Below are 25,235 nucleotides of genomic sequence, written 5' to 3' on the forward strand. Positions count from 1 at the left end.
GCCTTTTTACAAGGAATTGGAAGATCGAGTAGGAGGGGGCGACTAACCCCCGTCCTCTCACACCACCGTACGTACCGTTCGGTATACGGCGGTTCACCAAGCTTGACGAATTTGAGAATATCGTTGCACTAAGCTTTTCAGCCCTTGTTGTTGCCAGTAGGCAATGCCGAGGGCTTTGTGTATATGCGGAGACTTTGTGGTACGCCATGCACCCTTGCGGGTATTTGCAATTTCAATGGCTTTTACGTGAGATATGCCAAGAGAACGAAGTTCTCGATATCTGGTTCTCACGCGTTTCCACTGCATCCACAAACAAAGACGGAGCCTGCGCCTTGTCCATTCCTCAATGGATTGTAGAATGCCCTTCGCGTCTGCAAGGGCGAAATATCCAATCCAGCCCATGAGGTACTGATTTATTCTTTCAATCCGCTTCTCCATCGAGATGCTCCACACCGGATTCGTGATCGTGCGGATTTTCTCTTTTAGCTTGAGGAGGGATTTGGGGTGGATGCGAATCCTTGTCTGTTTTGCAAAGGTAAAACTAAAGCCCAAGAATTTTCGTTTCCATGGTCGGTCTATCGCGCTTTTCTCCTCATTTACTTTTAGCCTTAGTACCTTCTCCAAGTGGTTTTGAATACTCTTCTTTACTCGTTCCCCTGCCCGTTTTGTTTTCACGTAGATGTTACAATCGTCTGCGTAGCGGCAGAAACGGTGGCCTCTCTTTTCGAGTTCCTTGTCCAAATCATCAAGTAGGATATTTGCCAAAAGTGGGCTTAACGGCCCACCTTGCGGTGTTCCTTCACTTGATGTTGTACAGACGCCATTTATCATGATCCCCGCATTCAAGTAGGAACGAATCAGTCTTAAAATTCTCTTGTCCTGAACTTTTCGAGCCACACGGCTCATTAGAATATCATGATTTACGCGATCAAAGAATTTCTCTAGATCGATGTCCACCACGAAACGATATCCTTCGGAGATATACGCTTGCGCTTTCCTTACTGCCATGTGAGCGCTACGTTTTGGACGGAACCCATAGCTAGATTCCGAGAAGGTGGGGTCGAAGATCGGCGTTAACACTTGGAGGATGGCCTGCTGAATAAAGCGGTCTACCACGGTGGGAATGCCTAATAACCTTACACCACCGTCAGGTTTCGGGATTTCGACTCTGCGAACAGGTGAAGGTCTATAGGTTCCCCTTTCCATCTTCTCGCGGATGGCTTGCCAGTGTTCACGTAGATAATCGCGTAGTTGTTCGGTTGAAACACCATCGACTCCACCGACACCTTTGTTTTCCTCCACTCGTTGGAGTGCCATCCGTAAGTTTTCCCGTGATAAGACTTTTTCCAGCAAATCCATAATGATGTTCCTTCCTTCGCACATGCGGACTCCGTGCTTGCTGTACGATACTCAGCCCTCTTTTGTACCCTCGGGGCTTCACCCCTGCTCTTCAAAAGTAGTTCCTTGACAGAATTCTGCTTCGACGTACCGTATCAAAAGACATGGATCGCATGCTGACTTGATGTTCGGCCCTTCCCCATTCAAGCGTCCTCTACTCGGGTACTATGGCCTCTGCTGACTTCTGCATGTTCAGCGTCTCCTTACGGAGACGGTTACCAACAGTTGAAGGCGTTTCATGCAGACCTCCCCAGGTAAGAACGATAACTTTCATCCCATGTACCTGCCCAAGTTTACTACTGTATCCCTTGGCTGTATGGGGCTTTGTCTTGTTTGGCAGACTCGCCCGGATACAACAGCCTCAAATTGGGTTCGTGTACCTCAGGTCGGGATTTTGCCGCCGGCTTCCTTCAGATTCGACCTCGCGGTCGACACCCTTGCCTTGAGCTAACGGTTGGTACAGCCAACCCCCGTTCGGGACTTTCACCCTATAGCTATCGCCCATGCTGGGCGCACCAAAAAAAGCAGCCCTGCGATATGCAGGACTGCACTAATGATCACTTTGGCTATTTGATTGCTGACAAATTCGTAATGATTCTTCTTTATGCTTAAGGCGATAATCGAACCAAGCAATACTTTTGTGTGAGTAAGAGCGTTTGCTTTTTCATCGCTCTTGTACGTTTATCATGATCGATCAGGTTCTTTGTTGAGTGGATCATTGTTTTCTGTCGACTGTATCGGGTCAATGACATCAGGCTTTCGGCCATATGCTTTATTCGTGACCCAGATGGTAATCCAAATAATTAAAATGGACACAATGACCAGAGCTATCAGAAAACCAGTATTCATGAATGAGTTCCCCCATCGGTTTATACTTTTCCACTATTATAAATGTTTTTGGCATGTCCAAATCTGTCAAACTGGTGAACGATCGATCGGTGGACCCGGATTTGTAATCAAACACAAGGACAAACAATGGAACAAAATACCCCATCGTCTGTCCTTTTAGAGCATTCTTCAATGAATCGTTTTACGTGTTGTTTTTGGGGAGGGAAGATGTCCTCGGCTATTGATTCCTGCTCCCCAGGGACAGCAGGTATTGAATCAGCGCATCCTGCTCTTCTTTCGTAAAGCCTGTCGATGAATCCACCCAGAATTCATGTCCGCTTCCGGCAATATGTACGTCTGCAAGCTCCTTCGCGCTTTTGTTTGCAGCGATGACTTTTTGCCGCAGATCTTTATCGATCAGAGCACGCAAACTATTGGCCGGATCGGGTGAAATCCCCTTCGCCAAAGTGCCGGGTACCCCCAATTGCGACAGGTTTGGTCCAACAGCAACTCCGCCATCGTGCAAATAAGGAGCAGTCCATCTTAAGCCGATCAGCCCTTTTACCTTGTATCCCCCAGGTGAATTGCCATGTGCAAACGCTATCTTTAGCTGTTCCGGGTCCAAATGGGCCGTTGGAATGGGAAGCACTTTTGCATCTGGCGGAATGGGAACAGGCGTATCTGGCGTATACAACGATGGAGGACCAAACAGGTTTTGGGTTTTCTTCAGAGCCATTCCGCGGGAAGGTTCCGTCCCAATCTGTTTGGAAGTAAGCACCCGGTTATTGGTAAAGGCTTCCCCCGCATGACAAGTAATGCAGGACGCCCTCTTGAATACATTCTCGCCTAAGACTGTTCGTTTAGAGTCGACTTTTTCCTTATGCTTCGGAGGGGTGATCGTATTCTGGTAGGCTGCCATCGCATTCAGCTGTTCCCCGACTTTGTAGCCTGGTGAACCAATCACCAATCCATCTGGAGCCACGGCTGTCAACTTTGGAAAAGACGGAGGCTTGATCATCTCGTTTACACCAGGAACACCCGGCGTAGGGTCGACTTTGGCAAAAAACTCGGTTGGTTTCAGACCGCTTTTCGGGTCGTAACGGTATTTCGGGTCGGCAGCATTCTGCAATAGCGTCCCCAGATACACTTCTTTATCCAGCCCGAATAATGCCTGGCTGGCCTCGACTTGGGCGAGGGAATCGGAGTTTTGCGCATGAACGTTGTTGCTAAACGCACTTAACCCATGAAATGGCCCGGCAGCAGAAAAGCCGCTCCAGCCATATGGGTGATTTCCTTTTGTGAAGGAATCGGGAATTTGACAGGGATTGCTTGTTAAATCGATCGTCGAATCGATATTTCCCCGAGGCCATTTTACTAAATTTTCGTCCACTGCTTTTTCCAAGGCAGCGGGATCGGGCAAAGGGGACGTTTTCCCATCAGAGGTAGGCACGACACGATCCAATCCGCTCATGTATGCTTTTAGGTTGGCTACATCCGTGTGTGTAAAGAATGCGGTGGAATTCGTCGCCAAGGCGAGGAACAAACCGGCATTCAGATCGGAATTGGGAGCGCCTTCGATGACCATTTTCGTCTCGTGGTCAACGGTCGCATGACAGGCCATGCAACTGACCCCGACTTTCAATTTTCCTTCCGACCACTTAATGGGCAATCCCAGTGGCGCATAAACTCCCTTGGGAACATCTATGCCGGTATCCACCTTTTCCCCTTTCTTAAAAGACCTTCCCCCTACGGTTACATCATAAGCAAGCTCAACCTGTAAATTTGTCGTTCCCTCCCCTTTTAACTGGAAAATAGCTTTCGCGATATTTGCGATCGTCAAAGGGCCGTCCACAATGCCCATGATATCCGTGAGAAACACTTCATTGCCGAATGTCTCCTGATACAATGTTGTTCGTCCCAATTGCAGCAGACGGCCGTTGACTTCTACAGCGCCATTTTGGGCAGAAAGTCTGCCTGTATGATCATTTGCTTTGTCTTGTACCGTAAACGTCTGTCCCCACAGGTCGTAATACATGACTCCCGTGTTCTGAAAACCATTTGCTTGCGCAGGACGCAAAACCTTGTCCGCAGGCGGAACATAAGCATACTCCGGTTCCCAGCCTAAAACGAAGACGCAACCGGTCGCGAGAAGGGCAATGAGTATGAATATAAGCTTCCCAAAGTGTTTTCTCATGACAGACTCCCTTTTCACATAACCCCACCAACATCGGAATCTCACACTCGCCTGATGGCTACGAACATAAACGGACGATTCGCTGGGGGTATCTTATCGCCCCCGCGCATCCATACCCTTTATTTTGCCAACCGTTTCTTCGTCAAGCTTCTTGATCAGGCTGACGAGCAGCTTCACGGCATTGTCCAGATCATCGCGGTGCACGATGGACACATGGCTATGAATATAACGAGCCGGAACGCTGATCACCATGGACGGTACGCCATTGTGTGCCATATGTATTTTTCCGGCGTCTGTACCGCCGCCAGGCATGATATCCGTCTGGTAAGGAATCTTGTTTTCTTTGGCGGTGTCGATGACAAAATCCCGTAGGTTCAAATGCGGAATCATGCTGCTGTCATAAAAGCCAAGTAGCGGACCGGCCCCCAGTTTGGAATGCCCTTCCTTGTGGCTCATTCCGGGTGTGTCTCCTGCTACGCCTACATCCAGGGCAAACGCAATGTCTGGAGAAACTTTGTGAGACAGGGTTACTGCTCCCCGCAGTCCTACTTCCTCCTGTACCGTAGCTCCGCAGAATACCGTATTGGGATGCGATTCTTGGCATATTTGCTTGAAAACCTGCAAAGTCACGAAACAGCCTGCGCGATTATCCCAAGCTTTTGCCAAGAGCATTTTGGGATTCGGCAAAACCTCGAACGGACAAATCGGGATGATCGGATCGCCTACCTCGACTCCGAATTCTTCAGCCTCTTCCTTGCTGGTAGCACCGATGTCTACAAACATATTGCTGATCTCCAGGACGTTTTTTCTCTCTTCGATCGATAAAATATGCGGGGCCTTTGAGCCGATCACGCCTGTGAGATCACCCTTGCGCGACAGAACCTTTACCCGCTGGGCCAGCATGACGTGCCCCCACCACCCGCCAAGCGGCTGCAGGCGGAGGAAGCCCTCTTTTGTAATATGTGTGACCATAAAGGCCACTTCGTCCATATGAGCAGCCAAAAGAATTTTTGGACCGGCATTCCCGTGTTGACCAACGATGCTTCCCAAATTGTCAGTGATGATTTCTTGAGTCAATGCAGAGAGCTTTTCTTTCATCAAGCGATGTACTCTGACTTCAAAACCGGGAGGGCCTGCCGCCTCAGTCAGTTCCTTCATCAATTGCAGCTCTTTGTCCATTTGTTATCACTCCTCGTGGTAGAATGACCTTTTTTCCATTGAACCTGTCTATGTCCCGCATCACTCCGGCAAGCCAGGTCTACAGTCTGTCATCCTCCCACAGCTTCGCGTACGCTTCGTCCTTTTCATCTGCATTTTCTTTCAAGAAAAGCTCCTTGCCCGAGTATGTCTTTGCTTCCATCGTTTCACCCGTCTCAGGAATCCGTACAGTTTGCACTTCCTGCTTGATTTCCTCAGCCATTGTTTCCTTCTTCCCCTCTGTTCAAATTCGTCATTATACTGTGCGTCATCTGTACTTGTTTTATGCCGGCCGCCCTGGCTTCTCCATTGATCTGAGGATCGACTTTACGCCAGTTTGGACCGTTTTTGCGGCATGCATAATTCCGCTCAAAGTCACCTAATTTAAGGATATCCGCGTAAAGGAGGGATACGATGAAGAACCGCAATGACGAATTGACCAACGCCGCAAACGAGATTGCCGACAAGACATACGAGCCATCTGATTACAGCAGCCGTGCCTTTTCTGAACAGGGATTGGCCATGACCCATGAACAGGTTAGCGATGATTATATGGAAGGTACGAATGATGGGAAAATGGACGAAAATGCTGGCGAGAAAAATCTCGATATTCCTCGGACCGGATACGAGAGTATGTTTGAGGAAGCAGACAGCAATTCCTGATCAAAGGCATTGGTTGCATCTTACATAGACAAATTCTTTCATGAATGAATGCCACTCTGCTCATGATAGAAAATGAGGGGAAATAGACTGCCCCTACGCCACAAATACGGGAGTGAGATTATGAACGACAAGGAACTTTTAGTCGAGAGGCTGAAGGCGGAAGGTTTTGCCAAGAGTGCTGAAAAAGTACAGAATGAACCGGAACAAAAGAATGCGGAAATGAAACGGACGACACCTGGGGTCTATAACACCCGGGAATCTGAATAAATTTGTAGTCTGACTGCCATGACTTCCGCAGCGCGCTGCTTGGAGAACGCACGTTCGTGCTGTTCGGCTGGAGCGCTGCCTGCTGCTTACTATTCAACGTCTCTTGTACTTACCACTATCTATTTTTCGTGGATGATGGTACGATAAAAGACTTGCCAACCGAAGGCAAGAATAAAATGTACAGGAGGTTGTATGGCAAAAACATCGATCATCGTCAAGCAACAGCGGACGCCGAAATTCAAGGTGCGGGCATATACTCGATGCCAGCGCTGCGGACGTCCACACTCTGTTCTTCGCAAATTTCAGCTTTGCCGTATTTGCTTCCGAGAGCTTGCTTACAAGGGGCAAATTCCAGGCGTGAAAAAGGCAAGCTGGTGAGGACTGGCTTTGCATAATGATAACGTTTCCTGCTGTCAGGAGACGTTATTTTTTTATTCGTCGTACAGGGAGCTTTGGCATAATCGTGAACCGCAGGTCATAATCGTATAATGCACTTTATTCTGATAAAACAGAGGGGAATTCTATGCCTGTCCTAAACAGTCTTTCTCTTGATCAAATGGTCCGGATCATTCACCACGGTCTGGAACGTTCAAATAAACCTCAAAGGGTATTGATTGCGGGAGCGGGCATGGCAGGACTAGTGGCCGGTTCCTTGTTAAAGGAGGCCGGACATGACGTAACCATTTTGGAAGCATCTCGGCGGGTTGGCGGACGCATTTTTACTGTACGTTCCCCTTTTTCAGAAGGTCACTATTTCGAGGCTGGCGCCATGAGAATCCCGCGCAGTCATTCTCTGACTTTGGCTTATATTCGAAAGTACAAACTGCCGGTAAACAAATTTATCAATCAAACCCCAAATGATTTGATCTATGTAAACGGCGTCAAGACTCGTCGAAGGATCTATGAAAGAAGCCCTGATATCCTGAACTTTCCCGTAGCAAAAAAAGAGAGCGGAAAGACAGCTGAAGACCTAATCCGCCTGGTAGCCCAACCTGTTATAGACTTCATCAGGCAAGATCCTGAAAGAAACTGGCCCAGAATAATCGAGGCCTTGGATCGGTACTCCATGGAGACATTTCTTCGCTACAATCCTCTTGGCCCTTCTCTCACCGCCGAAGCTGTAGATATGATCAAGGTCCTGCTGGCGTTCGAAGGCTTTCCCGAGTTGAGTTTTCTCGAAGTGCTGCGAAACATCATCGCGATTGCACCAGAGTCAGAATTTTATGAGATTACGGGTGGGAATGATCAGCTTCCCAACGCTTTTTTCAATCAATTGAGCGATCACATTTTGTTTTCGATGAAGGTAACGTCCCTTTCGCTGAGCGGCAACTATCTTCGGCTAAGCGCAATCGATACGAACACAATGCAAAAACTGGAGTTCACAGCTGACCGCCTCATCTTGACGATCCCGTTTTCTCTCATGAACTTTATCGAGGTACAGCCCTACGATCTTTTTTCCTATTACAAATGGAAGGCCATTCACCAGCTTCACTACGTATCCTCTACGAAAATTGGCATTCAATTTTCACGTCGTTTTTGGGAAGACGCAGGCATGTTTGGAGGGCAAACGGTTACCGACTTGCCCATCCGTTTTGCCTACTATCCTAGCCATCGTTTCGGGGACGCAGAGGGCGTTGTGCTAGCCAGCTATACATGGGAGGATGATGCGTTGCCCTGGGTAAGCATGAGCAGGCAAGTGCAAGTGGAAGAAGCTCTGGGAGACCTGGCAGAAATTCACGGAGAACAGACAAAGCGATATTTTGTGTCCGGATTTGTCCAGAACTGGGCTTTGCACCCATACTCTGCAGGAGCTTTTTCGATGTTTAAACCGAACCAGGAGAAAGATCTTTCACCCTATATAGCGTTACCTGAAGGGAACATTCATTTTGCCGGGGAACACACTTCTCATTTTCGCAGTTGGATACAAGGAGCCATCGAATCCGGAATTCGGGCCGCTTACGAAGTGAATCAAGCAGACTGACAACTGCAAACAGCAATCTGCGTTGCGTAAAAAAACCAGGCTGATTTGACCTGGTTTTTCGTCTGTTGTTCCGTTTACCCTGTCCCCGCTCCTCCAGGGTGTTCAGGCGGTTGTACCTCCGTGTCCTTTTGCGCTTTGCTGGTTTGGAAGAGGTCGGTTGCTCCCGCTGCGTGAGTGCCCAGTACCTGCAGTTCTTCATTTCCGTTCGGCTTCTCGTCCGGTTTTTTCATCTCAAAACCTCCTTTCACTGTTGTTGTTGCGTATATCGGTTTTTCTTCTCATCAGGAAGCGTCACATGTGTCAATCATCAAAACAGTCTTCTTTCCGTCAGCTCATACTTTGCCTGCAAATGGAGAAACCAGTGTGTTTTGATAGCGCATCTCTACACACTGGCTGGCATTGTCTTATGAAAGTCTTCTTGCCGCGTTTTTTAAGCCAAGAATCCGCCTTCACGAGCGATATCTTGTCTTACTTGCTGCGGGTTGGTACCGGCAAAGCCTTGCTGGAACACTGCTTGGGCTCCGCCGAAAGCTGCCGGGGAAGCTTGCTGGGTGAAGCCGCCAGCGAAGCCAGCTTGGCCGAATCCGCCTTCACGAGCGATATCTTGTCTTACTTGCTGCGGATTGGTGCCTGCAAAGCCCGGTTGGAACACTGCTTGGGCTCCGCCGAATCCTGCTTGCTGGGTGAAGCCGCCAGCGAAGCCAGCTTGACCGAATCCGCCTTCACGAGCGATGTCTTGTCTTACTTGCTGCGGGTTGGTGCCTGCAAAGCCCGGTTGGAATACAGCTTGCGCTCCGCCGAATCCAGCTTGCTGGGTGAAACCGCCGGAGAAGCCAGCTTGTCCAAATCCGCCTTCACTGGCGATGTCCTGTCTTACTTGCTGCGGGTTGGTGCCTGCAAAGCCCGGTTGGAAAATCGCTTGGGCTCCGCCGAATGCAGCCGGGGAAGCTTGCTGGGTGAAGCCGCCGGAGAAGCCAGCTTGTCCAAATCCGCCTTCACGAGCGATGTCCTGTCTTACTTGCTGCGGGTTGGTGCCTGCAAAGCCTGGTTGGAAAATCGCTTGGGCTCCGCCGAATGCAGCCGGGGAAGCTTGCTGGGTGAAGCCGCCGGAGAAGCCAGCTTGTCCAAATCCGCCTTCACGAGCGATATCCTGTCTTACTTGCTGCGGGTTGGTGCCTGCAAAGCCTGGTTGGAATACAGCTTGGGCTCCGCCGAATGCAGCCGGGGAAGCTTGCTGGGTGAAGCCGCCGGAGAAGCCAGCTTGTCCAAATCCGCCTTCACGGGCGATATCCTGTCTTACTTGCTGCGGGTTGGTCCCTGCAAAGCCTGGTTGGAAAATCGCTTGGGCTCCACCGAAGTTATTGGAGAGTGTTTGATTGGTAAACATGTTTGTGTTCCTCCTTTTTAATGTGGTTCATAACTTAAGCCATTGCTGGCTGTTGCTGGTAAGCATTGATCATCGTGTTCATCGTATGGTCTGCTAGCTGCGGCGTTTGGTAGAACCCTCTCATATTCATATACTGCCATGTTTCATAGGCCATTTGTTGGCACAGATTGGCTCCATTAACATGATATTGTCTGATTTGCGGGTCTACGCATTCACTAGCCCAGAGCATACCGATGGCGGAACCGGCCTTGTGCCAGTTGAGCATGATTGTTGCGATCGTCATATCAGAAAGGCGGGTTGGATGTGGATTTGGCGCCATCATCTGAGGCTGATTCAGCCCGACGGTCGCTGGCTCAGTCGTACGGATTTGAGCCAGTTGGGGAGTGGCTGCTACGTTTACACCCTTCCCCATCAACAGATTGATCCCTTGCTGATAGGCATTCATGATTTGGCGTTGGTGATTGAGAACCATGTTTTTCAGTTGCGGATCCTGTGCCATTTCGGCAAATAAGCCATGCATTTCGATCTCCGCATGCTTGGAGCGCAGCGCTTCTTGCGTTTCCAAAAATTCATGTGCGGCAAACCGTTGCATATATGCACCTCCTCTTCATATGGTTTGGTGTACATAGTACATCCCATCATAGACTTCCCGGGCAAATTTGCCTTTATGTATCTGCGGAGTAAGGAAATTCCACCCCGTATGATGGCTCTGGAGAAAAATAATTCATTCTGCTAGTGAAAAGTGGAAGGCTGTGTTTCTGCAAAGCGCTCTTCGGTCTGATCGAACACGGGTTTGGTTTCTTCGAAGAAACGATCTTGATTCTCGGGCGAAACGTACCCCAGCTGAATGCCGGTTGCTTTTGCGAGAAACGGGTCAAGCGTGCAAAGGTCAGCTTTGGAAATGTCGGATAAAGCGGTTTTTCCTGCTGATACAGCAACCAATTCCATTTCTGTCACACAAGCGTTGAGGTACCGAAACAAATTGGTCGACGCCTGGTCAATATCTAGCTGATCCGTCATTTTTCCCGTATAAACCAGCAAACTGGTGGGAGGTTCAAACGGAACCGACTTGACCATTTGTTCGCTCACGAGCGCCATGAGTGCTGCGGTGCCGATATAGACTGCATCTGCACCCAGTGCTATCGCTTTGAGCATTTGCCCCGGCGTTACAAGTCCGCCTGTGGCCAGTAGACTGACATCCCGGAAAACGCCTTTGCGGGCAAAAAATTCTGTTGCCCTCGTGATCGCAAAAAGAGTCGGCAGCCCCACATCATCCTGAAGCGTCGGCGCTCCTCCATGGGTTCCACCCTCTGCTCCATCCAGCGTAACGAAATCTACCCCGGCCTCTACCGCAATTTGCAGCTCTTTTTCCAGGTGATGGGTTGCTGCGATTTTGAGCCCGACCGGTACACCCGTCTCATCCCGAAGCCGCCTGACGAGCTGAATAAAATCTTCTTTTGTATTTACCCCCGGAAGACGCGAATGAATAAGCGCATCCTCCCCTTCGCGAAGCTCAAAAACCTTTCGGTAATCTTCACCGATGTTTTTTGCTGTCGTCCGCTGGTAGGCTGATCCCTGGGCGCCTTGTCCCAATTGAATCTCAATGGCATCCAGACGGTTGTACTTGTCAGGGGTATTCAACCAGCCGCCGCGATTGTATTGACCGATCAGCAAGCGAGCGGCTTCCCGCTCCTCCTCGAGCAGACCTGCTTCCCCTGTATTGGTCGCTGTCCCCGCAGCCGCAGCCGCCTTGGCCAACGCAATTTTTGTACTCTTGCTAAGCGCCCCTCCAAACGACATCGCTGCGATCATGATCGGCATGGAGATGGTCAATGGTTTTCGCGCGCGGTGGCCGATCGTGACAGAAGTCTTGATCCCTACATTTTCTGGTGTTGGAAAGCGGAATAAATGTACGGGATTAAACAAGATTTTCTCCCACGGGGAAAAGTGAAGGTGACTGCCAAGCGGACGAGGGACGGGTGTTCCCTGGGCAGCCCGCATCGCGATTTCCATAAGGTTGATCGGTCCAACCTTTTTCGTGGCAGGCACCATCTCAAACAGGTTTTCAATGTATTGATCCCTCATCATTCTCGTTACTGCTTTATCCACCGTTTCGTTAATAGCCGAACGGATGAAGTTTTCAATGAGTCTCAGCACGTTGCCCACTCTCCCCCGGTTCACCACCGTCTAGTGCGTTTATGAGCCCCTCTAATTTTTGGGTCATCGCCAAGCACATGTGCTTCATGGTGCCAAGCTGGCGGGCAGCATTCTGTTCTTCCACGGCAATATCGACCAGGTTTCGGTCATCGAAATTCGTGAGCTTTTTGTAATGGTCGTGCTCAATGGTAGACAGCGTTCCGGCCATCGTTTCGATCCGATTCAGCTCGGAATGGATATACGAAAGCGTGTTCTTCAGTTCTTGGTTGGCATTCATTGCATGGCACCTGCCCTTTCCATTTTGTTTATACATTAACCAATGTTTGTAAGTTCTATGCTTTTTTTGTCCTGAGCAAATAAAAAAACCGTCCCCTCTTTTGAAGGGACAGTTTTTCGATTCTTATATGAAATATCGAGTTGATTCAGTTGGCTTGCAAGGACGTCCCTTTCGCCGGGACCGGCGCCAAGCATTTACTCCGCCAAATCTACATTGTGGTACACCTGCTGGACATCATCCAGATCTTCCAGTGCATCAATCAATTTTTCAAATTGAGCTTGCGCGTCTTCGGGAAGTGTCACTTCATTTTGCGCGAGCATGGTCAGCTCTGCAACGGTAAACTCAGTGACGCCGGCATTTTTGAACGCTTCCTGTACGGCGTGAAACTGGTCTGGCTCCGCGTAGACGATCACCGATCCGTCTTCGTCCAGAATGTCGCGTACGTCCACATCCGCTTCCATGAGCAATTCGAGAACTTCTTCCGCAGTTTTGCCTTCGACACCGATAACGGCAGTTGCATCGAACATATAGGCTACCGAACCGCTCACGCCCATGTTGCCGCCATTTTTATTAAAGGCTGCACGGACTTCGGAAGCAGTACGGTTTACGTTGTTGGTCAGTGCATCGACGATGATCATCGATCCATTTGGTCCGAAGCCTTCATAACGCAGCTCGTCGTAGCTTTCTTCGGAACCGCCTTTTGCCTTTTCGATGGCCCGGTCAATGATCGCTTTCGGTACGCTGTACGTTTTTGCGCGCTCAAGCACGACCTTCAGGGCGCGATTGGATTCCGGGTCCGGTTCTCCCTGTTTGGCTGCAACGTAAATTTCTTTACCGAACTTTGCATATATCCGACTGGTATTGGCATCCTTTGACGCTTTTTTTTCCTTGATATTGTTCCATTTACGACCCATAATGTCCCACTCTCTTTCGACGGTTTCAAATTAAGGCTGCTCCCCTCAAGAGGAGGTTCATAGCAACGAAATGATTGCTGACAAAAAAATACTAAATGAAAGATATCCAGTTCACAAGAGGAAATTATAAAACAATGCCGGAGCAGGGATGTTTATAAAACCGGCTATGCCTGAAACTGAGCGGCGGAAAAAATGAAATGGCATACCTCCTGAATCTGCAGCCAATTCAAGAAAGACGGTACCTATTATAACATAAACAGAATGGCTCTCTCTATCAGAAACCTCGATCGCTTTCCTTTCGGTTCGCAGCAGATTGTTTTTCTTGCATTCCTAAAAAATGTCCTCTGAATGAAGGCGATTTTCTCAGTACGAGCTATCATTTTCCGCGAATCCGGTTCATATTTTACGAGCAGCACCGGAATATGAGCATGCTGCACGACAGCTTGACCGCTTTTTCCAGTGCTTTTTTGGCTAACGCCGATCCACCGAAAGGCATCAAAATTTTGCTGCATAGCATGCCGATCACGGCCTTTCTCATTGCGTCTAGGAGCATCCTTTCTTTGCTATTCTACCATAGACATACCCTTACGTTTACGTTAACGTCAATAAAAAGATATGCTGTCACTACCGGTCTACTACTCAATAAAGAAACATAGAATAAAATCATATGGTGTTTTTAACCATACCGTATTGACAATGTAATTTCCACCTTGTAAAATAAAGCCAAGACGATGCAGAAAGGAGGAGACAAATTTGAATTCTGCATCCGTTTCAAAGCCGGTCTTTCGTTCTCCGGATGGTCTGCCTACCGATATATGCATTTTTACAATCACATCCGAGCCCAGAAAAGATACAAAAAACAAGTCGCTTCCGGAGAGAAAGCTGAAGATCCTGCTCATCCAGCGCGATCCGAACAGCGACCGGTTTCCAGGCTACTGGGCTTTTCCCGGCGGTTTTTCCAATGAACACGAGACTCTCGACGCTTGTGCCGAGCGGGAATTGAGAGAAGAAACCCACATCCTGAACGAAAACGTCCATATCGAACAACTGAAAGCCTACTACACTCCGGGAAGAGATCCGGGAGGCTGGATTCCCACGGTCGCCTACTACGCTCTGGTGAACGAGAAAAGCCTTTCCGGTTTTAAAGCGGATGACGACGCAGTTGATGCTCGCTTGTTTACAGTGGAAGAAGCCTTGTCGATGAAGCTTGCTTTTGACCATAACAAGATATTGGAGGATGCGCTCAAACGCATCCAGGAAAAAATGCTGCAAACCAACATCGCCAAGGAATTCCTGCCGGAAGAATTCACGTTATCCGAGCTGCTCCAGGTCATCGAAACGGTAGTGCCGACATATACAGTGGATAGATCAAACTTTGAGAAAAAATTAGTGGGCACCAAAACGAGAAAAGGGATCATTGAAGTCGCCCGGGACTCGCAAGACCGGATCAAATATTCGAATGAATACTCGCAAAACAAGGCGAAACTGTACCGTTTCACGGACTACGTCCCCTTTTTAACGATCTATTAGTCCATCTTTTTTTAAGTAACGATAAGGTTATTTTGACAATATCAAAAATACATTTTGATTTTCGGGAGGTCATGATGATGAGCAAAAAAGCGTTGATTGTCATCGATTATACGAATGATTTCGTTGCTGCAGACGGTGCCCTGACTTGCGGAGAACCCGGACAAAACATCGAGAAGCGGATTTGCGAGCTAACCAATGAGTTTCTGCAAAATGGAGATTATGTCGTCATGGCTGTGGATGGCCACAAAGAAAACGATCCTTACCATCCGGAAACCGCCCTCTATCCCCCGCACAATATCATGGGCACAAAGGGACGCCATCTATATGGAGCGCTGCACGATCTCTACCTGGAAAATGAAGCGGCGATTTACTGGATGGACAAAACGAGATACAGCTCCTTTGAGGGAACAGATTTGGCTCTCCAGCTTCAGGCGCGGGGCATCCGGGAAATCCATCTTGTCGGCGTTTGCACGGATATTTGTGTTCTCCATACTGCCGTTTCGGCCTGGTATCTCGGGTACGAGGTAGTCATTCACGAGGATGCCGTGGCAAGCTTCAATCCTGCCGGTCACGAATGGGCATTGGGTCACTTTAAAAACCAGATGGGCATGAAGGTTGTATCGAAAGCTTGACCAGGGGAGCCTCCTCTCCCCTCTCTTACAACTCCCTTTGCCGGAGCAGAAAGGATTGGGAACGGATGAAAAGGACCATTTTTGATGCGATTGATCCGAAAGTATATCGTTTTGTCCATATTTGCAATTCCTGCAAGCAACCAAATTTTCGCATCTCGGATCAGGTGAATCCCTGCTCTGCGTGCGGCCAGACGGCAGACTTCGAGATTCTGCCCTTCTTCGATCCTTCCAGAGATTACGGTCTCGACGTAGACGAATACGCGATCAACATGATGTATGCCCTGTACAAGAAGGGCTTGCACCAAACGCCTGTCGTTTTCGACGACTTCTACCGCAAGGCGCCTTTTGTAAAACCGGTTGGCGACCATACGGGAGAGCTTGGCGGATACGTCGCCTTTTGCGGACTTCACCAGCTGATCGACATCGTAGAAAATCTCTACTTCAACGAGAGCGACATCGAATACCTCCGCAGCAAGCAACTGTACGATGAAGAATTTCTCGCTGAACTGCGCTCGCTGCGATTCACTGGTCAGCTTTATGCCATGGAAGAAGGCCAGATCGTTTTTCCGAACACGCCCTATATCCGGATTGTGGCCCCGATCATGGAATGCGTCTGGATTGAAGCCCAGTTGCTGAATACCGTGAACAGCGAGTCTCTGCTCATGACCAAGGCTTCGCGGATTATGACTGCGGCCGAAGGTCAGACGGTCATCGAAATGGGCAAAAGAAGAGCCCAAGGACGTGACGCCTCCGTACAAGGAGCCCGTGCCGCCTATATAGCGGGATTCCATTACTCTTCCAACATGAAGGCAGGCAAACAATACGGTGTCCCGACAACCGGAACCCATGCCCATCTGTTCGTGCAGTTTTTCCCGAATGAACTGGAAGCGTTCCTTGCATTCGCAGAGGTGTTTCCGGCGAAAAGCATTTTGCTGGTCGATACCTTCGATGTGCTCGGGTCGGGTATTCCAAATGCGATCAAGGTCGGCAAGATCATGCAGGAACGCGGTCACAAGCTGAGCGGGATTCGCCTGGACAGCGGGGACCTCGCCTTCTTTTCCAAAAGAGCCCGGAAAATGCTCGATAATGCCGGCTTGCACGATGTCAAGATAGCCGCATCCAGCGATCTGGACGAGTACACGATCACTTCCCTCAAATATCAGGGAGCCAAAATCGACATATGGGGCATCGGCACCAAGTACATCACCGCTTACGACAGCCCGGCACTCGGCGGCGTCCACAAAATCGTGGCCCGCAAGACGGAAAAGGATTGGATGGCATTGATCAAAATCTCCGAAAATATCGACAAGATCCTGAATCCGGGCATTAAAAAAGTGTATCGGCTGTACGATCAGGACGGAATGGCCAAGGGCGACTACATTTGCCTGGAGCATGAAGAAATCGGGCATGTCAAAGAAATTGTGCTGAAGCATCCGACGAACCCGTTAAAGAGCAAACGCGTGGTCAATTTTCGGGCTGTCCCCTTGCTCGTCCCGATCTTTGAACACGGAAAGCGGGTTTACAAAACTCCGACACTCGAACAATCCCGCCGTTTCCATCTGGCACAGAAGAATACGTTTTGGGAGGAGTATTTGCGCCTCGACAACCCGGAGGTGTACCCGGTATCGTTGTCTGACGAATTGAAAGAGTTGAAAGAGAAGCTGATCCACGAAAAAAGGCAATTTGCTCTTATGGAATAAGGGAGGATTCGACCATGCGACGAATCGGTATATACGGCAGCAGCTTTGACCCCATTACGTATTCCCACATGTTTACGGCAGCTGCGGTAGCGAGCCGCAAGCGCCTCGATAAGGTGTACTTTACCCCCTGCTCCTCCATGCGCAGAGACAAGATTCTGCAAACGGAAGACCGGCATCGCGTCAAAATGCTCGAGCTTGCTTTGGGAACCTGCAAAAACAAAACCAACCGATTCGGGGAGCCTTTGTTCGAAATCTCTTTGGTTGAAATGAATGCGCTCCCTGGCGAAACCTATACCTATGACACCATGGAGCACTTTCGCAAGCAGTTTCCGGACGACGAGATTTTCTTCATCATGGGCGCCGATCTGTTGGAAGGATTGTCCCGCTGGGGAAATGCAGAGAAATTGGTGAAAAACCACAAGTTTATTGTCATGTCTCGGGAAGGCTATCACATGGATGACTTGATCGCAAAGGACCCGCTGCTCAGAAACAATGACGAAAACTTCCTCACGATGTCAAAAGGCATCAGTATGGGCATCAGCTCCAGCTATATCCGCGGAGAAATTCGCAATGGCGGCGATCCGAGCTTCCTGCTTCCCGACCTGGTACTCGACTACATTTACAAGAATCAGTTGTACACGAAAGAGGTTGGCCGCTAATGAACAGGAACTTGACAAAGCAAGAGAAAATCATAGAGAGCTTGCATGTTCGGGCAACGATCGACGCAGAGGAAGAGCTGCGCTTTCGGGTGGATTTTTTAAAAGAATACCTGTTGAAAACAGGTGCAAAAGGATATGTGGTGGGGATCAGCGGCGGGGTTGATTCTACGCTGACCGGCTATATGGCCCGGGTTGCCTGCGATGAAGCAGCCAAGGAGACGGGCAAGGAATACCGATTTGTCGCTGTCCGCCTCCCCTACGGCCAGCAGTTGGATGAAGATGATGCTCAAAAAGCAATAAGATTCATTCGTCCACATAACACGATTACGGTAAACATCAAGCCCGCCGTCGATGCTTCCATGGAGCAATTCCAACTGGCGACCGGTGCGGCTCTCTCCGATTTCCACAAAGGGAACACAAAAGCGCGTGAACGCATGAAGGTCCAATATGACATAGCTGGCCATTTCGGCCTCCTCGTCCTGGGCACAGATCAGGCGCCGGAAGCCGCTACAGGGTTTTTCACGAAATTCGGAGACGGTGCAGCCGATGTCGCCCCCATCACCGGGTTGACGAAAGGCCAAGTGCGTCAACTACTCCAATACGTGGGCGCACCGGAGCATCTCTATATGAAAACCCCTACTGCCGATCTCGAAGACAACCGGCCGCTGCTGCCCGATGAGGTCGCACTTGGATTCTCTTACGACGATTTGGATAAATACTTGACGAATCAAGCTGTATCAGCCGAAGTGAAAGAAAAGATCGAACGACAATATGACGTGACCATGCACAAGCGCAGCCTCCCTGTGACTCCTTTTGACAGATGGTGGAAATGAGCAGGAACCTCCGGAGATAATGCGAAGCCGGAGGTTCTTTTTTGTAAGCCGTCTCGCTGTGGGCAGTTATCTGCAAAGTACGCAAGATTATGATTGAGATCATGCTTCCGAGTGAGGTAGAATTTGGAATGAAATAAAATTGGCGGTCCGAAAGATTACAGAAGAGAATTGAATGGATCAAAAACGGTTATTCTTGACTGTCAGCTCAACGAGAAATTGATGAGGGGTGCTCCTTGATGGCAAATAGCAAATTGAATCCTAAGGTTGACGAATTCGTAAGCAAAGCGGAAAAGTGGAAGGCAGAATATGAAAAGCTGAGAAATATTGTTCTTGACTGTGAGCTGACAGAAGAATGGAAGTGGATGCATCCTTGCTACACGTATGAGAATAAAAACATAGTGTTAATACACGGATTTAAAGAATACTGCGCGCTTCTGTTTCACAAAGGTGCCTTGCTACAGGATACCCATGGGATTCTCGTTCAACAAACGGAGAATGTACAGGCGGCTCGCCAGATTCGGTTCACCAATGTTGAAGAAATCATTGAACTGGAAACCGTCTTGAAAGCCTATATTCATGAAGCGATTGAAGTTGAAAAAGCCGGTTTGGAAGTGGATTTTAAAAAGCATACGGACTACAGCGTTGCGGAAGAATTTCAAATGAAACTAGATGAAAACCCTGCCTTGAAAACTGCTTTTGAAGCATTGACGCCGGGACGGCAAAGAGCCTACCTTCTTTATTTTTCATCACCCAAACAATCCAAAACGCGAGCGTCAAGGGTAGAAAAATGTATACCGCAAATTCTCGATGGAAAAGGATTGAATGATTAACGACTACAATCGTCCGTTTATTCGACTCTCACACGGTGAAAAGGCTTGGCAGCATGCACCAAGCCCTTTCACCGCAACCGTTTCTACTATTTTCAGTGCTTCTGGTTTTTTGTTTGGTTCCACTGCTTGATTTGCTCAATGATTCCCCGGATCTGGTCGCGCGCTTCGAAATGTTCCGGCTCGCTCGCCCAATGTTGAACCAGCGGCGGCATCGCTTTTGACATATGTGTATAGAGGCACCAGATCTTTACCATTTCCACGCGCTCTGGCGTTGCTTCTCCCGTCAACAGTTCAGTGAATTTGTAGAGGAGCTCATCAAGCTCTGGAACGAGCGGCGTTTTTTTATCGTCCATGCAGTTACCCTCGCTTTCGGCATTCAACGTTTATTCCTTCGCTTTATTTTACGAAATATTGCTCCCTGGGAAAAGGTTATTCCGGACGTGGGTAAAGATCTGTATGAAACATGCTCCTTCCTGCCCCTGATTAAAACGGGGCAAAGCCCTTTTGACTTACGAAAACCTGATGATCGGGAAAAACCCGTCTCATTCTGTCGTAGACGATTCGATAAGCGGACGGGTCGTACCATTCTTCCATCCCAAGTTCTTCGTACAATGCGCGAATCCCCAATCTTCCCGTGCGTCTCCCGCCGCTGCCGTCCCCCATAAAATAATCATCGACGCAGACACGGCTGACCAAAGACTTCAGCTTTACGGGGAAGTCTTCGCTGCTGGGAAGTAGCGGTGCAATCGTCGCCTGCGTCGGCACACCGGCATCTGCTAGTTCCTGCAGCGCTTTTAATCTTGCTGCAATGGGCGGAGCGCCCGGTGTAAAGTGCTTGCGTATTTCCTCCAGGTCCGTTTCTACGGTCATGCTTACCCGAACACGATCCTTGAGCTGCAATAACAAATCGACATCTCTGGAAACAAGCGGACTGCGGGTTTGCACAAAAAGAAAATCAGGCGGCTCCTCTGTCATGACCTCGAGCAGGGATCTCGTCACTTTTTCCCGATACTCGACAGGCTGATAAGGATCGGTGCTCGAGGACATGAATATCGTTACCTCGCCTTTGGCCTTGGCTTTGCGAAGCTCCTTGTGCAAAAGCTCCGCAGCTTCCTTTTTCACATCCACCCAGGTTCCCCATTCAGCGCCGCGAAACGTCGAGACGGGCATCTGACGCACGTAACAGTATGAGCATCCAAAAGCACAGCCAGTATAGGGATTGAGAGAGTGGCTGTAATCGGATAGAAACCCTGTCCCTTTGTTAAGCAGCGATTTGGGGTACTTGTAGAATAACTCGCTTTTCATGAAGACTCTCCCCTATTCCTGATACGCCTCCTCCTTTTATCATACACGATACGTTGTGTTTACTTGGCATCGTGAAAAATGATCCCGAGACTGTACCTCGTTCCCGAGGCAACCGTGCTGACTCCGTGCCGAAGCGTAGTCTTGTAGTACCCGCGCGTTCCCGGGACTGGACGGTGGTTCGTCGGGAAAATAAGTCCCGCGCCCTGCTCCAGACTGATCGCGTGACCTCTGCTTTGCGCTCTTGGCCTCTGCTCTACCAGGAGGAACTCTCCTCCCTTGTAATCCAGCTCTTTTTGATTCAAGGCAAGCACGACCTGAAACGGGAAGAATACTTCTCCGTATAAATCCTGGTGCAGACAGTTGTATCCGCCTGATTCATACTTCAGAATCAGCGGTGTTGACCGCACTTGCCCCTGCTGATGGCAGCAGTCGAGAAACTCGGGCAGCGTATCCGGATAGACGATGCCGTGGCCTAGCTGCTGGTGCCAGCGATTCGCAGTTTTCGCCAGCTCAGGATAGAAGCCGTGACGGAGTGTTTGCAGCAAATCGGGAAGAGGAGCTTGGTAGTACTTGTACTCTCCGACCCCAAATCGGTATCTGGCCATCTTGATTGTGCTGCGAAAATGGCTCTCTACCGTATAGGTTTCGATGATTTCCCTGCATTGTTCTTGTGTCAAGATGCCGGGAACTACAGCATAGCCCTGCTCGTCCAGCGTCTGTTGCGGCGTATCCCAATCCAGAGCAGAAATTCGCTGTGCGAGACGATCAGGCATATGTCGGACTCCCTTCGGATTTTTCCAACTGCAGCAGCTTCGTTTTCACATCCAAACCGCCCCGGTAGCCGGTAAGCGATCCATTTTTTCCGATCACCCGATGACACGGTACGGTGAATAGCACCGGATTCGCGCCAATCGCTGTCCCGACCGCCCGGACTGCTGCCGGTTTTTGGATACGCAATGCAATATCTGAATAGGTGCTGGTCTGCCCGTAAGGAATTTCGCGGAGCGCGTTCCATACAGCGAGCTGAAACGGCCTGCCAGAAACATCAAAAGGGATGGAAAAGCTTTTGCGGATGCCTTGAAAATACTCGATCAGTTCTGCTGCATACGGTTGAACTTTTTCATCGTCTTGCACCAGTGGGCTCCCGGAAAAATGCTTTTCCACCCACTCTCTCATTTCCTCCAAAGGCTGATTCGGTGTCCCCACAAAGCAAAGTCCCCTGGATGTCGCGGCCAGGTATATTCTCCAGTTTTCATGAACCAACAAGGTCCAGTAAATCGTCTGATCAGTTTTCGCGTTCATAGTGCAACCTCCCCGTTTCCGATGCTTGTTTATGCCGGTGCCGATACTCGGTAGGCGTCGTCCCGGTCATTTTCTTGAACAGTGTTACGAAATAAGGCGTACTGGACATACCTACAGCAAAAGCAATATCCGTTATCGTTTTATCCGTATCGGCCAGAAGCTGCTTGGCCATGTTCATGCGCAACTGCTGAACGTATTCGCCGGGCGTCATTCCTTTTACCCGCTTGAAGGTGCGGTGCAAATGATACGGACTGCCGTGGCACATTTCCGCCAAGATTTCCAGTGTTACATTTTCACTGAAATGGCTGTCAATGAAATGCGTAATTTGATCGACCCACTCGCTGTCGGGCAAACGCTGTCCAGTCGGCTTGCATCGCTTGCATGGGCGAAAATGGGCTGCCAGGGCTTGCTGCGCGTTTTGAAAGATCCGGACATTTTGTTTATTCGGAGGCCTGGATTTGCAAGACGGCCTGCAAAAAATACAGGTCGTTTTGACGGCGTAAAAAAACTGAAAATCGTAGGAAGCATCGTTGTTTATGATGGCTTGCCATCTTTCGTCTGTTAGCTGTCCCTCGTCGGCAGCTATTTTTGCATCATCCGCCATTGGAATGGAATGATGCTTTGGTTCATGTCCGCCTATGTTTGCCATCAGCTTCACCTCCACCATCAGTATAACCTCGCCGATTGTCGTCTGTACGCAATTCCGAATGGAAAAGCAAGATATTGAAATCGTTCCAGCCTGCAGCGGCAGTGTACTTACTCCATCCAATAAAAAGCAAAAGCATCTCTGTCCCCCTCTGCATGGACTGTCCAAACAGACGGGTGAGATGCATTCCCCTTCAGACGAGACGAGCATTGCTTGTTCAGACTTGCGGGCAGGCTAGATACAGTCTACATGACTACATGACCTCCTGCCGCTTTCCTTCGTGTGTTTTGACTCCCTCTTCTTCTATCCGCTTATGATGATTCTCTTCAAAGCGCAGACTTACCCTGGCCAGGGCGAAAGAAACGATCACGGAAAAAATGACGATGCCGTAAAAGCCCGCACCGATTCCGATCCCGATGCCACCCGCAAAGAAAATCATCGCAGCAGACGTCAGTCCCTTTACCTGCAAGCCGTTTTTCAGAATCACGCCTGCGCCCAAAAAGCCCAAGCCAGTCACGATCTGAGCGGCCAGACGCATCGGATCCATCATTGTCCCGCTGTTCGGGGAGCTGTACAGCTTTGTGCTGTAAATGGAGACCAGTGTGATCAGCGTGCAAGCGACGGATACATACATATACGTCTTTAACCCGGCAGGCTTGTTCTTATGGGAGCGGTCCCACCCGATAAACATTCCCAGAACCGCACTGATGATGACACGCAGATACATCTCCAGATTCATGATGACATGCTGCTCATAAATAACCTGCAGATATTCCATGTTCACACCTTCTTTTTTGCTATTCAGGCATTTGCTCAAAGGCAATACCTTATCCTTATGATTCGGAGCCCTGTCATATGAAGACCATCGCGTTCTATTGGAAGAATGGGCAGGACAGGGGTAAATATACTGAATTTTTCGTTTATTATATCACAGGGTATGCTTGTTTTGTTGTTTTTATTTGGGATAAATCATTTGTTTTAAAAAAATATGTGTTTTTTATTCTGTTTTCACGTAAAAAAAGGACAAAAAAATAAAATACACAATACATTTACAATTAAAAACAACACAAAACCCAAGCGGTGTGCTATACTAAAAATCAGACAGGAAAAAGAATTACTATTCAGATAACGAGGAGGCTTCGTCATGAAGGTACTGTGTTTAGGTGGGGCAGGACGAATTTGCCGGGAGTCCATTCTCGATCTGGTGCAATACTCCAGCTTCGAGAAAATCACAGTGGCGGATTTCAACGAGGAAGAAGGCAGAAAAGTCGTTGAATGGCTGAATGATCCCCGTGTCGATTTTGTCAAAATCAACGTTTTGGATCATGAAGACACCGTAAACAAAATGAAAGGCTACGACATCGTGATGGATGGCACCACCATCACCCTGAACGGCCTCTCCACTGCCTGCATCGCAGAAGCGGGGTGCCACGGAATCAATCTAAACGGCTTCGGTGCCGAAGATGAATCCGACGAGGTGTTTAGGCGAAATGGCAAGACCTGCGTACCGGGCTTTGGCATGACCCCCGGGGTTACGCAAATGATGGCCATGCATGCAGCCAATCAGCTCGACACAGTCGACTCGGTCCGTGTCAGCCACGGTGCATTTCGCCCCATCGCCTTTTCCCGTTCGATCACAGAGACGACGACCTATGAATACGCCCCTCACCTTCCAGGCCGCGTCGTCTACGAAAACGGCGAATTCGTGCAAGTGCCTCCGTTCGCCAGACCACGCGAAATTCAATTGCCTGAACCGTACGGAAAAACTGTCCAGTACATCATCCCGCACGCAGAGACAAAAACGTTGGCCAAAGCACTGGCAGACAAGCAAGTGAGGCTCATCGAGGTACGTGGAACGTGGCCGGCGAAAAACATGCAGCTCGTGCGGGCGATGTACGACTGGGGCATTATGCGAAATGACAAAATTACTGTCAACGGCGCAGAGATCGGAATTCTTGACTGCATTGGCGAATATTTGTTCCATTCCAAAGAAGGTCAGGAGACAGAGCTGTACGGCTACTCTTTGCATGTTGAAGTGATCGGAACGAAGGATGGCAAAAAAGTACAGCATGTCCTCTATCACACCCACCCTGCTTCTGACGGCTCTGTTCCCGGTTGGGAAAAACTGCGCGCCTACACCCGCAACGTCGGCATTCCGATGGCGATTGCCACCGAGTTGATCGCGAAAGGAAGGGTAAAAGGAACGGGTGTACTGATTCCGGAAGAAGCGTTCAACCCTGCAGAGATTTTCGCCGAGCTGGAAAAACGGGGCATCCACATGCACGAGGAAGTAACGCAACTGGGTGCGGAAAACGAATCTATGTCTGTGATCCTGTAGCATGAGCCTGTAAAAAGACAGAGCACTCCCTGGAGCTGCAGTTCCTTCTTGGGCACAGTTCCTTCTTGGACAGCAGCTCCTCCTTTAGGCTGCACCTCGTCCCCGTGGTTTCAAAGCGGCAAAACAAAAGCAGGTACTCCCAAAATTCTCGGGGGTACCTGTTTTTACTTGGGAGTTTGGCTCTTGCTTTTTCGAGG

The 25,235-nt window shown here is 49.3% G+C and carries 28 protein-coding genes; 11 read left to right on the forward strand and 17 right to left on the reverse strand.

Translation table 11 applies throughout. The features are described from left to right. Positions 1-93 precede the first annotated feature (93 nt). The 5 genes from ltrA to V5G20_RS14235 all read right to left on the reverse strand — a co-directional run bounded on the left by ltrA (position 94) and on the right by V5G20_RS14235 (position 5,840). Positions 94-1,359 carry a group II intron reverse transcriptase/maturase gene (gene ltrA / locus V5G20_RS14215; protein ID WP_024985202.1) on the reverse strand — a complete coding sequence of 422 codons (1,266 nt, stop codon included), beginning with the start codon at positions 1,357-1,359 and terminating at the stop codon, positions 94-96. Between the two features lie 723 nt (positions 1,360-2,082). Beyond that, positions 2,083-2,247 carry a hypothetical protein gene (locus V5G20_RS14220; protein WP_003390373.1) on the reverse strand — a complete coding sequence of 55 codons (165 nt, stop codon included), beginning with the start codon at positions 2,245-2,247 and terminating at the stop codon, positions 2,083-2,085. A 217-nt stretch (positions 2,248-2,464) separates the two neighbouring features. Beyond that, a complete protein-coding gene (locus tag V5G20_RS14225; protein ID WP_338460994.1) occupies positions 2,465-4,420 on the reverse strand; it encodes an electron transport protein in 1,956 nt (651 codons plus the stop codon). 93 nt (positions 4,421-4,513) lie between these two features. After that, the gene (locus V5G20_RS14230; RefSeq protein WP_003390371.1) at positions 4,514-5,599 is read right to left on the reverse strand and encodes a M42 family metallopeptidase; all 1,086 of its coding nucleotides are present in this window, start codon (positions 5,597-5,599) and stop codon (positions 4,514-4,516) included. A 79-nt stretch (positions 5,600-5,678) separates the two neighbouring features. Continuing rightward, positions 5,679-5,840, reverse strand: coding sequence for a hypothetical protein (locus V5G20_RS14235; RefSeq protein ID WP_016696636.1), 162 nt, complete (start codon positions 5,838-5,840; stop codon positions 5,679-5,681). A 191-nt stretch (positions 5,841-6,031) separates the two neighbouring features. On the opposite strand from V5G20_RS14235, the gene V5G20_RS14240 reads away from it, so the two are divergent. From V5G20_RS14240 to V5G20_RS14255, 4 genes are all read left to right on the forward strand, one after another. Further along, positions 6,032-6,280, forward strand: coding sequence for a YozQ family protein (locus tag V5G20_RS14240; protein ID WP_243014197.1), 249 nt, complete (start codon positions 6,032-6,034; stop codon positions 6,278-6,280). A 120-nt stretch (positions 6,281-6,400) separates the two neighbouring features. Next, entirely contained in the window at positions 6,401-6,547 is a 147-nt protein-coding gene (locus V5G20_RS14245; protein ID WP_155808015.1) for a hypothetical protein, read from the forward strand. Positions 6,548-6,739: 192 nt separating this feature from the next. After that, positions 6,740-6,925, forward strand: coding sequence for a type Z 30S ribosomal protein S14 (locus V5G20_RS14250; RefSeq protein ID WP_003390369.1), 186 nt, complete (start codon positions 6,740-6,742; stop codon positions 6,923-6,925). Between the two features lie 145 nt (positions 6,926-7,070). Then, positions 7,071-8,528 carry a flavin monoamine oxidase family protein gene (locus tag V5G20_RS14255; protein ID WP_122958553.1) on the forward strand — a complete coding sequence of 486 codons (1,458 nt, stop codon included), beginning with the start codon at positions 7,071-7,073 and terminating at the stop codon, positions 8,526-8,528. A gap of 74 nt (positions 8,529-8,602) precedes the next feature. On the opposite strand, the gene V5G20_RS14260 is transcribed toward V5G20_RS14255, so the two are convergent. From V5G20_RS14260 to V5G20_RS14285, 6 genes are all read right to left on the reverse strand, one after another. After that, complete coding sequence (locus V5G20_RS14260; RefSeq protein WP_003390366.1) at positions 8,603-8,758, reverse strand: hypothetical protein; 156 nt, start codon at positions 8,756-8,758, stop codon at positions 8,603-8,605. A gap of 200 nt (positions 8,759-8,958) precedes the next feature. Continuing rightward, complete coding sequence (locus V5G20_RS14265) at positions 8,959-9,915, reverse strand: hypothetical protein (RefSeq protein WP_327934559.1); 957 nt, start codon at positions 9,913-9,915, stop codon at positions 8,959-8,961. Positions 9,916-9,949: 34 nt separating this feature from the next. Continuing rightward, entirely contained in the window at positions 9,950-10,507 is a 558-nt protein-coding gene (locus tag V5G20_RS14270; RefSeq protein ID WP_039071237.1) for a spore coat protein, read from the reverse strand. A gap of 140 nt (positions 10,508-10,647) precedes the next feature. Further along, positions 10,648-12,072, reverse strand: coding sequence for an FMN-binding glutamate synthase family protein (locus tag V5G20_RS14275; protein ID WP_003386743.1), 1,425 nt, complete (start codon positions 12,070-12,072; stop codon positions 10,648-10,650). Continuing rightward, a complete protein-coding gene (locus V5G20_RS14280; protein ID WP_024984873.1) occupies positions 12,056-12,349 on the reverse strand; it encodes a hypothetical protein in 294 nt (97 codons plus the stop codon). The genes V5G20_RS14275 and V5G20_RS14280 overlap by 17 nt, the downstream gene beginning before the upstream one ends. A 194-nt stretch (positions 12,350-12,543) precedes the next feature. Further along, complete coding sequence (locus V5G20_RS14285; RefSeq protein ID WP_024984872.1) at positions 12,544-13,263, reverse strand: YebC/PmpR family DNA-binding transcriptional regulator; 720 nt, start codon at positions 13,261-13,263, stop codon at positions 12,544-12,546. 753 nt (positions 13,264-14,016) lie between these two features. Between V5G20_RS14285 and V5G20_RS14290 the strand changes: the two genes are divergently transcribed. From V5G20_RS14290 to V5G20_RS14315, 6 genes are all read left to right on the forward strand, one after another. Beyond that, on the forward strand, positions 14,017-14,793 hold the full coding sequence (locus V5G20_RS14290; protein WP_003386747.1) for an NUDIX hydrolase: 777 nt from the start codon (positions 14,017-14,019) through the stop codon (positions 14,791-14,793). A gap of 77 nt (positions 14,794-14,870) precedes the next feature. Next, complete coding sequence (locus V5G20_RS14295; protein ID WP_122958550.1) at positions 14,871-15,425, forward strand: cysteine hydrolase family protein; 555 nt, start codon at positions 14,871-14,873, stop codon at positions 15,423-15,425. 65 nt (positions 15,426-15,490) lie between these two features. Continuing rightward, positions 15,491-17,125 carry a nicotinate phosphoribosyltransferase gene (locus V5G20_RS14300; protein ID WP_122958549.1) on the forward strand — a complete coding sequence of 545 codons (1,635 nt, stop codon included), beginning with the start codon at positions 15,491-15,493 and terminating at the stop codon, positions 17,123-17,125. Positions 17,126-17,139: 14 nt separating this feature from the next. Then, the gene (nadD, locus tag V5G20_RS14305; protein ID WP_003386750.1) at positions 17,140-17,784 is read left to right on the forward strand and encodes a nicotinate (nicotinamide) nucleotide adenylyltransferase; all 645 of its coding nucleotides are present in this window, start codon (positions 17,140-17,142) and stop codon (positions 17,782-17,784) included. Further along, a complete protein-coding gene (gene nadE / locus V5G20_RS14310; protein WP_031933015.1) occupies positions 17,784-18,617 on the forward strand; it encodes an ammonia-dependent NAD(+) synthetase in 834 nt (277 codons plus the stop codon). The genes nadD and nadE overlap by 1 nt, the downstream gene beginning before the upstream one ends. Positions 18,618-18,853: 236 nt before the next feature. Further along, complete coding sequence (locus V5G20_RS14315; RefSeq protein WP_003386753.1) at positions 18,854-19,447, forward strand: YdeI/OmpD-associated family protein; 594 nt, start codon at positions 18,854-18,856, stop codon at positions 19,445-19,447. 92 nt (positions 19,448-19,539) lie between these two features. On the opposite strand, the gene V5G20_RS14320 is transcribed toward V5G20_RS14315, so the two are convergent. The 6 genes from V5G20_RS14320 to V5G20_RS14345 form a co-directional block, all read right to left on the reverse strand. Beyond that, positions 19,540-19,800 carry a DUF2573 family protein gene (locus V5G20_RS14320; RefSeq protein ID WP_003386754.1) on the reverse strand — a complete coding sequence of 87 codons (261 nt, stop codon included), beginning with the start codon at positions 19,798-19,800 and terminating at the stop codon, positions 19,540-19,542. Positions 19,801-19,930: 130 nt separating this feature from the next. Then, positions 19,931-20,752 (reverse strand): SPL family radical SAM protein, encoded by an 822-nt coding sequence (locus V5G20_RS14325; protein WP_122958548.1) that lies wholly within the window; start codon positions 20,750-20,752, stop codon positions 19,931-19,933. A 59-nt stretch (positions 20,753-20,811) separates the two neighbouring features. Further along, positions 20,812-21,525 (reverse strand): 2OG-Fe(II) oxygenase, encoded by a 714-nt coding sequence (locus tag V5G20_RS14330; RefSeq protein ID WP_024984865.1) that lies wholly within the window; start codon positions 21,523-21,525, stop codon positions 20,812-20,814. After that, positions 21,518-22,054, reverse strand: coding sequence for a methylated-DNA--[protein]-cysteine S-methyltransferase (locus V5G20_RS14335; protein ID WP_338461020.1), 537 nt, complete (start codon positions 22,052-22,054; stop codon positions 21,518-21,520). Before V5G20_RS14335 ends, V5G20_RS14330 begins: the two co-directional genes overlap by 8 nt. Further along, a complete protein-coding gene (locus V5G20_RS14340; protein WP_422387968.1) occupies positions 22,038-22,703 on the reverse strand; it encodes a bifunctional transcriptional activator/DNA repair enzyme AdaA in 666 nt (221 codons plus the stop codon). The genes V5G20_RS14335 and V5G20_RS14340 overlap by 17 nt, the downstream gene beginning before the upstream one ends. A gap of 250 nt (positions 22,704-22,953) precedes the next feature. Continuing rightward, positions 22,954-23,478, reverse strand: coding sequence for an MgtC/SapB family protein (locus V5G20_RS14345; RefSeq protein ID WP_003386759.1), 525 nt, complete (start codon positions 23,476-23,478; stop codon positions 22,954-22,956). A gap of 366 nt (positions 23,479-23,844) precedes the next feature. On the opposite strand from V5G20_RS14345, the gene V5G20_RS14350 reads away from it, so the two are divergent. After that, positions 23,845-25,038, forward strand: a complete 1,194-nt coding sequence (locus V5G20_RS14350) for a saccharopine dehydrogenase family protein (protein ID WP_251247427.1) — start codon at positions 23,845-23,847, stop codon at positions 25,036-25,038. Positions 25,039-25,235 lie beyond the last annotated feature (197 nt).

The sequence above is a fragment of the Brevibacillus borstelensis genome, assembly GCF_036700025.1.
Taxonomy (GTDB): domain Bacteria; phylum Bacillota; class Bacilli; order Brevibacillales; family Brevibacillaceae; genus Brevibacillus; species Brevibacillus borstelensis.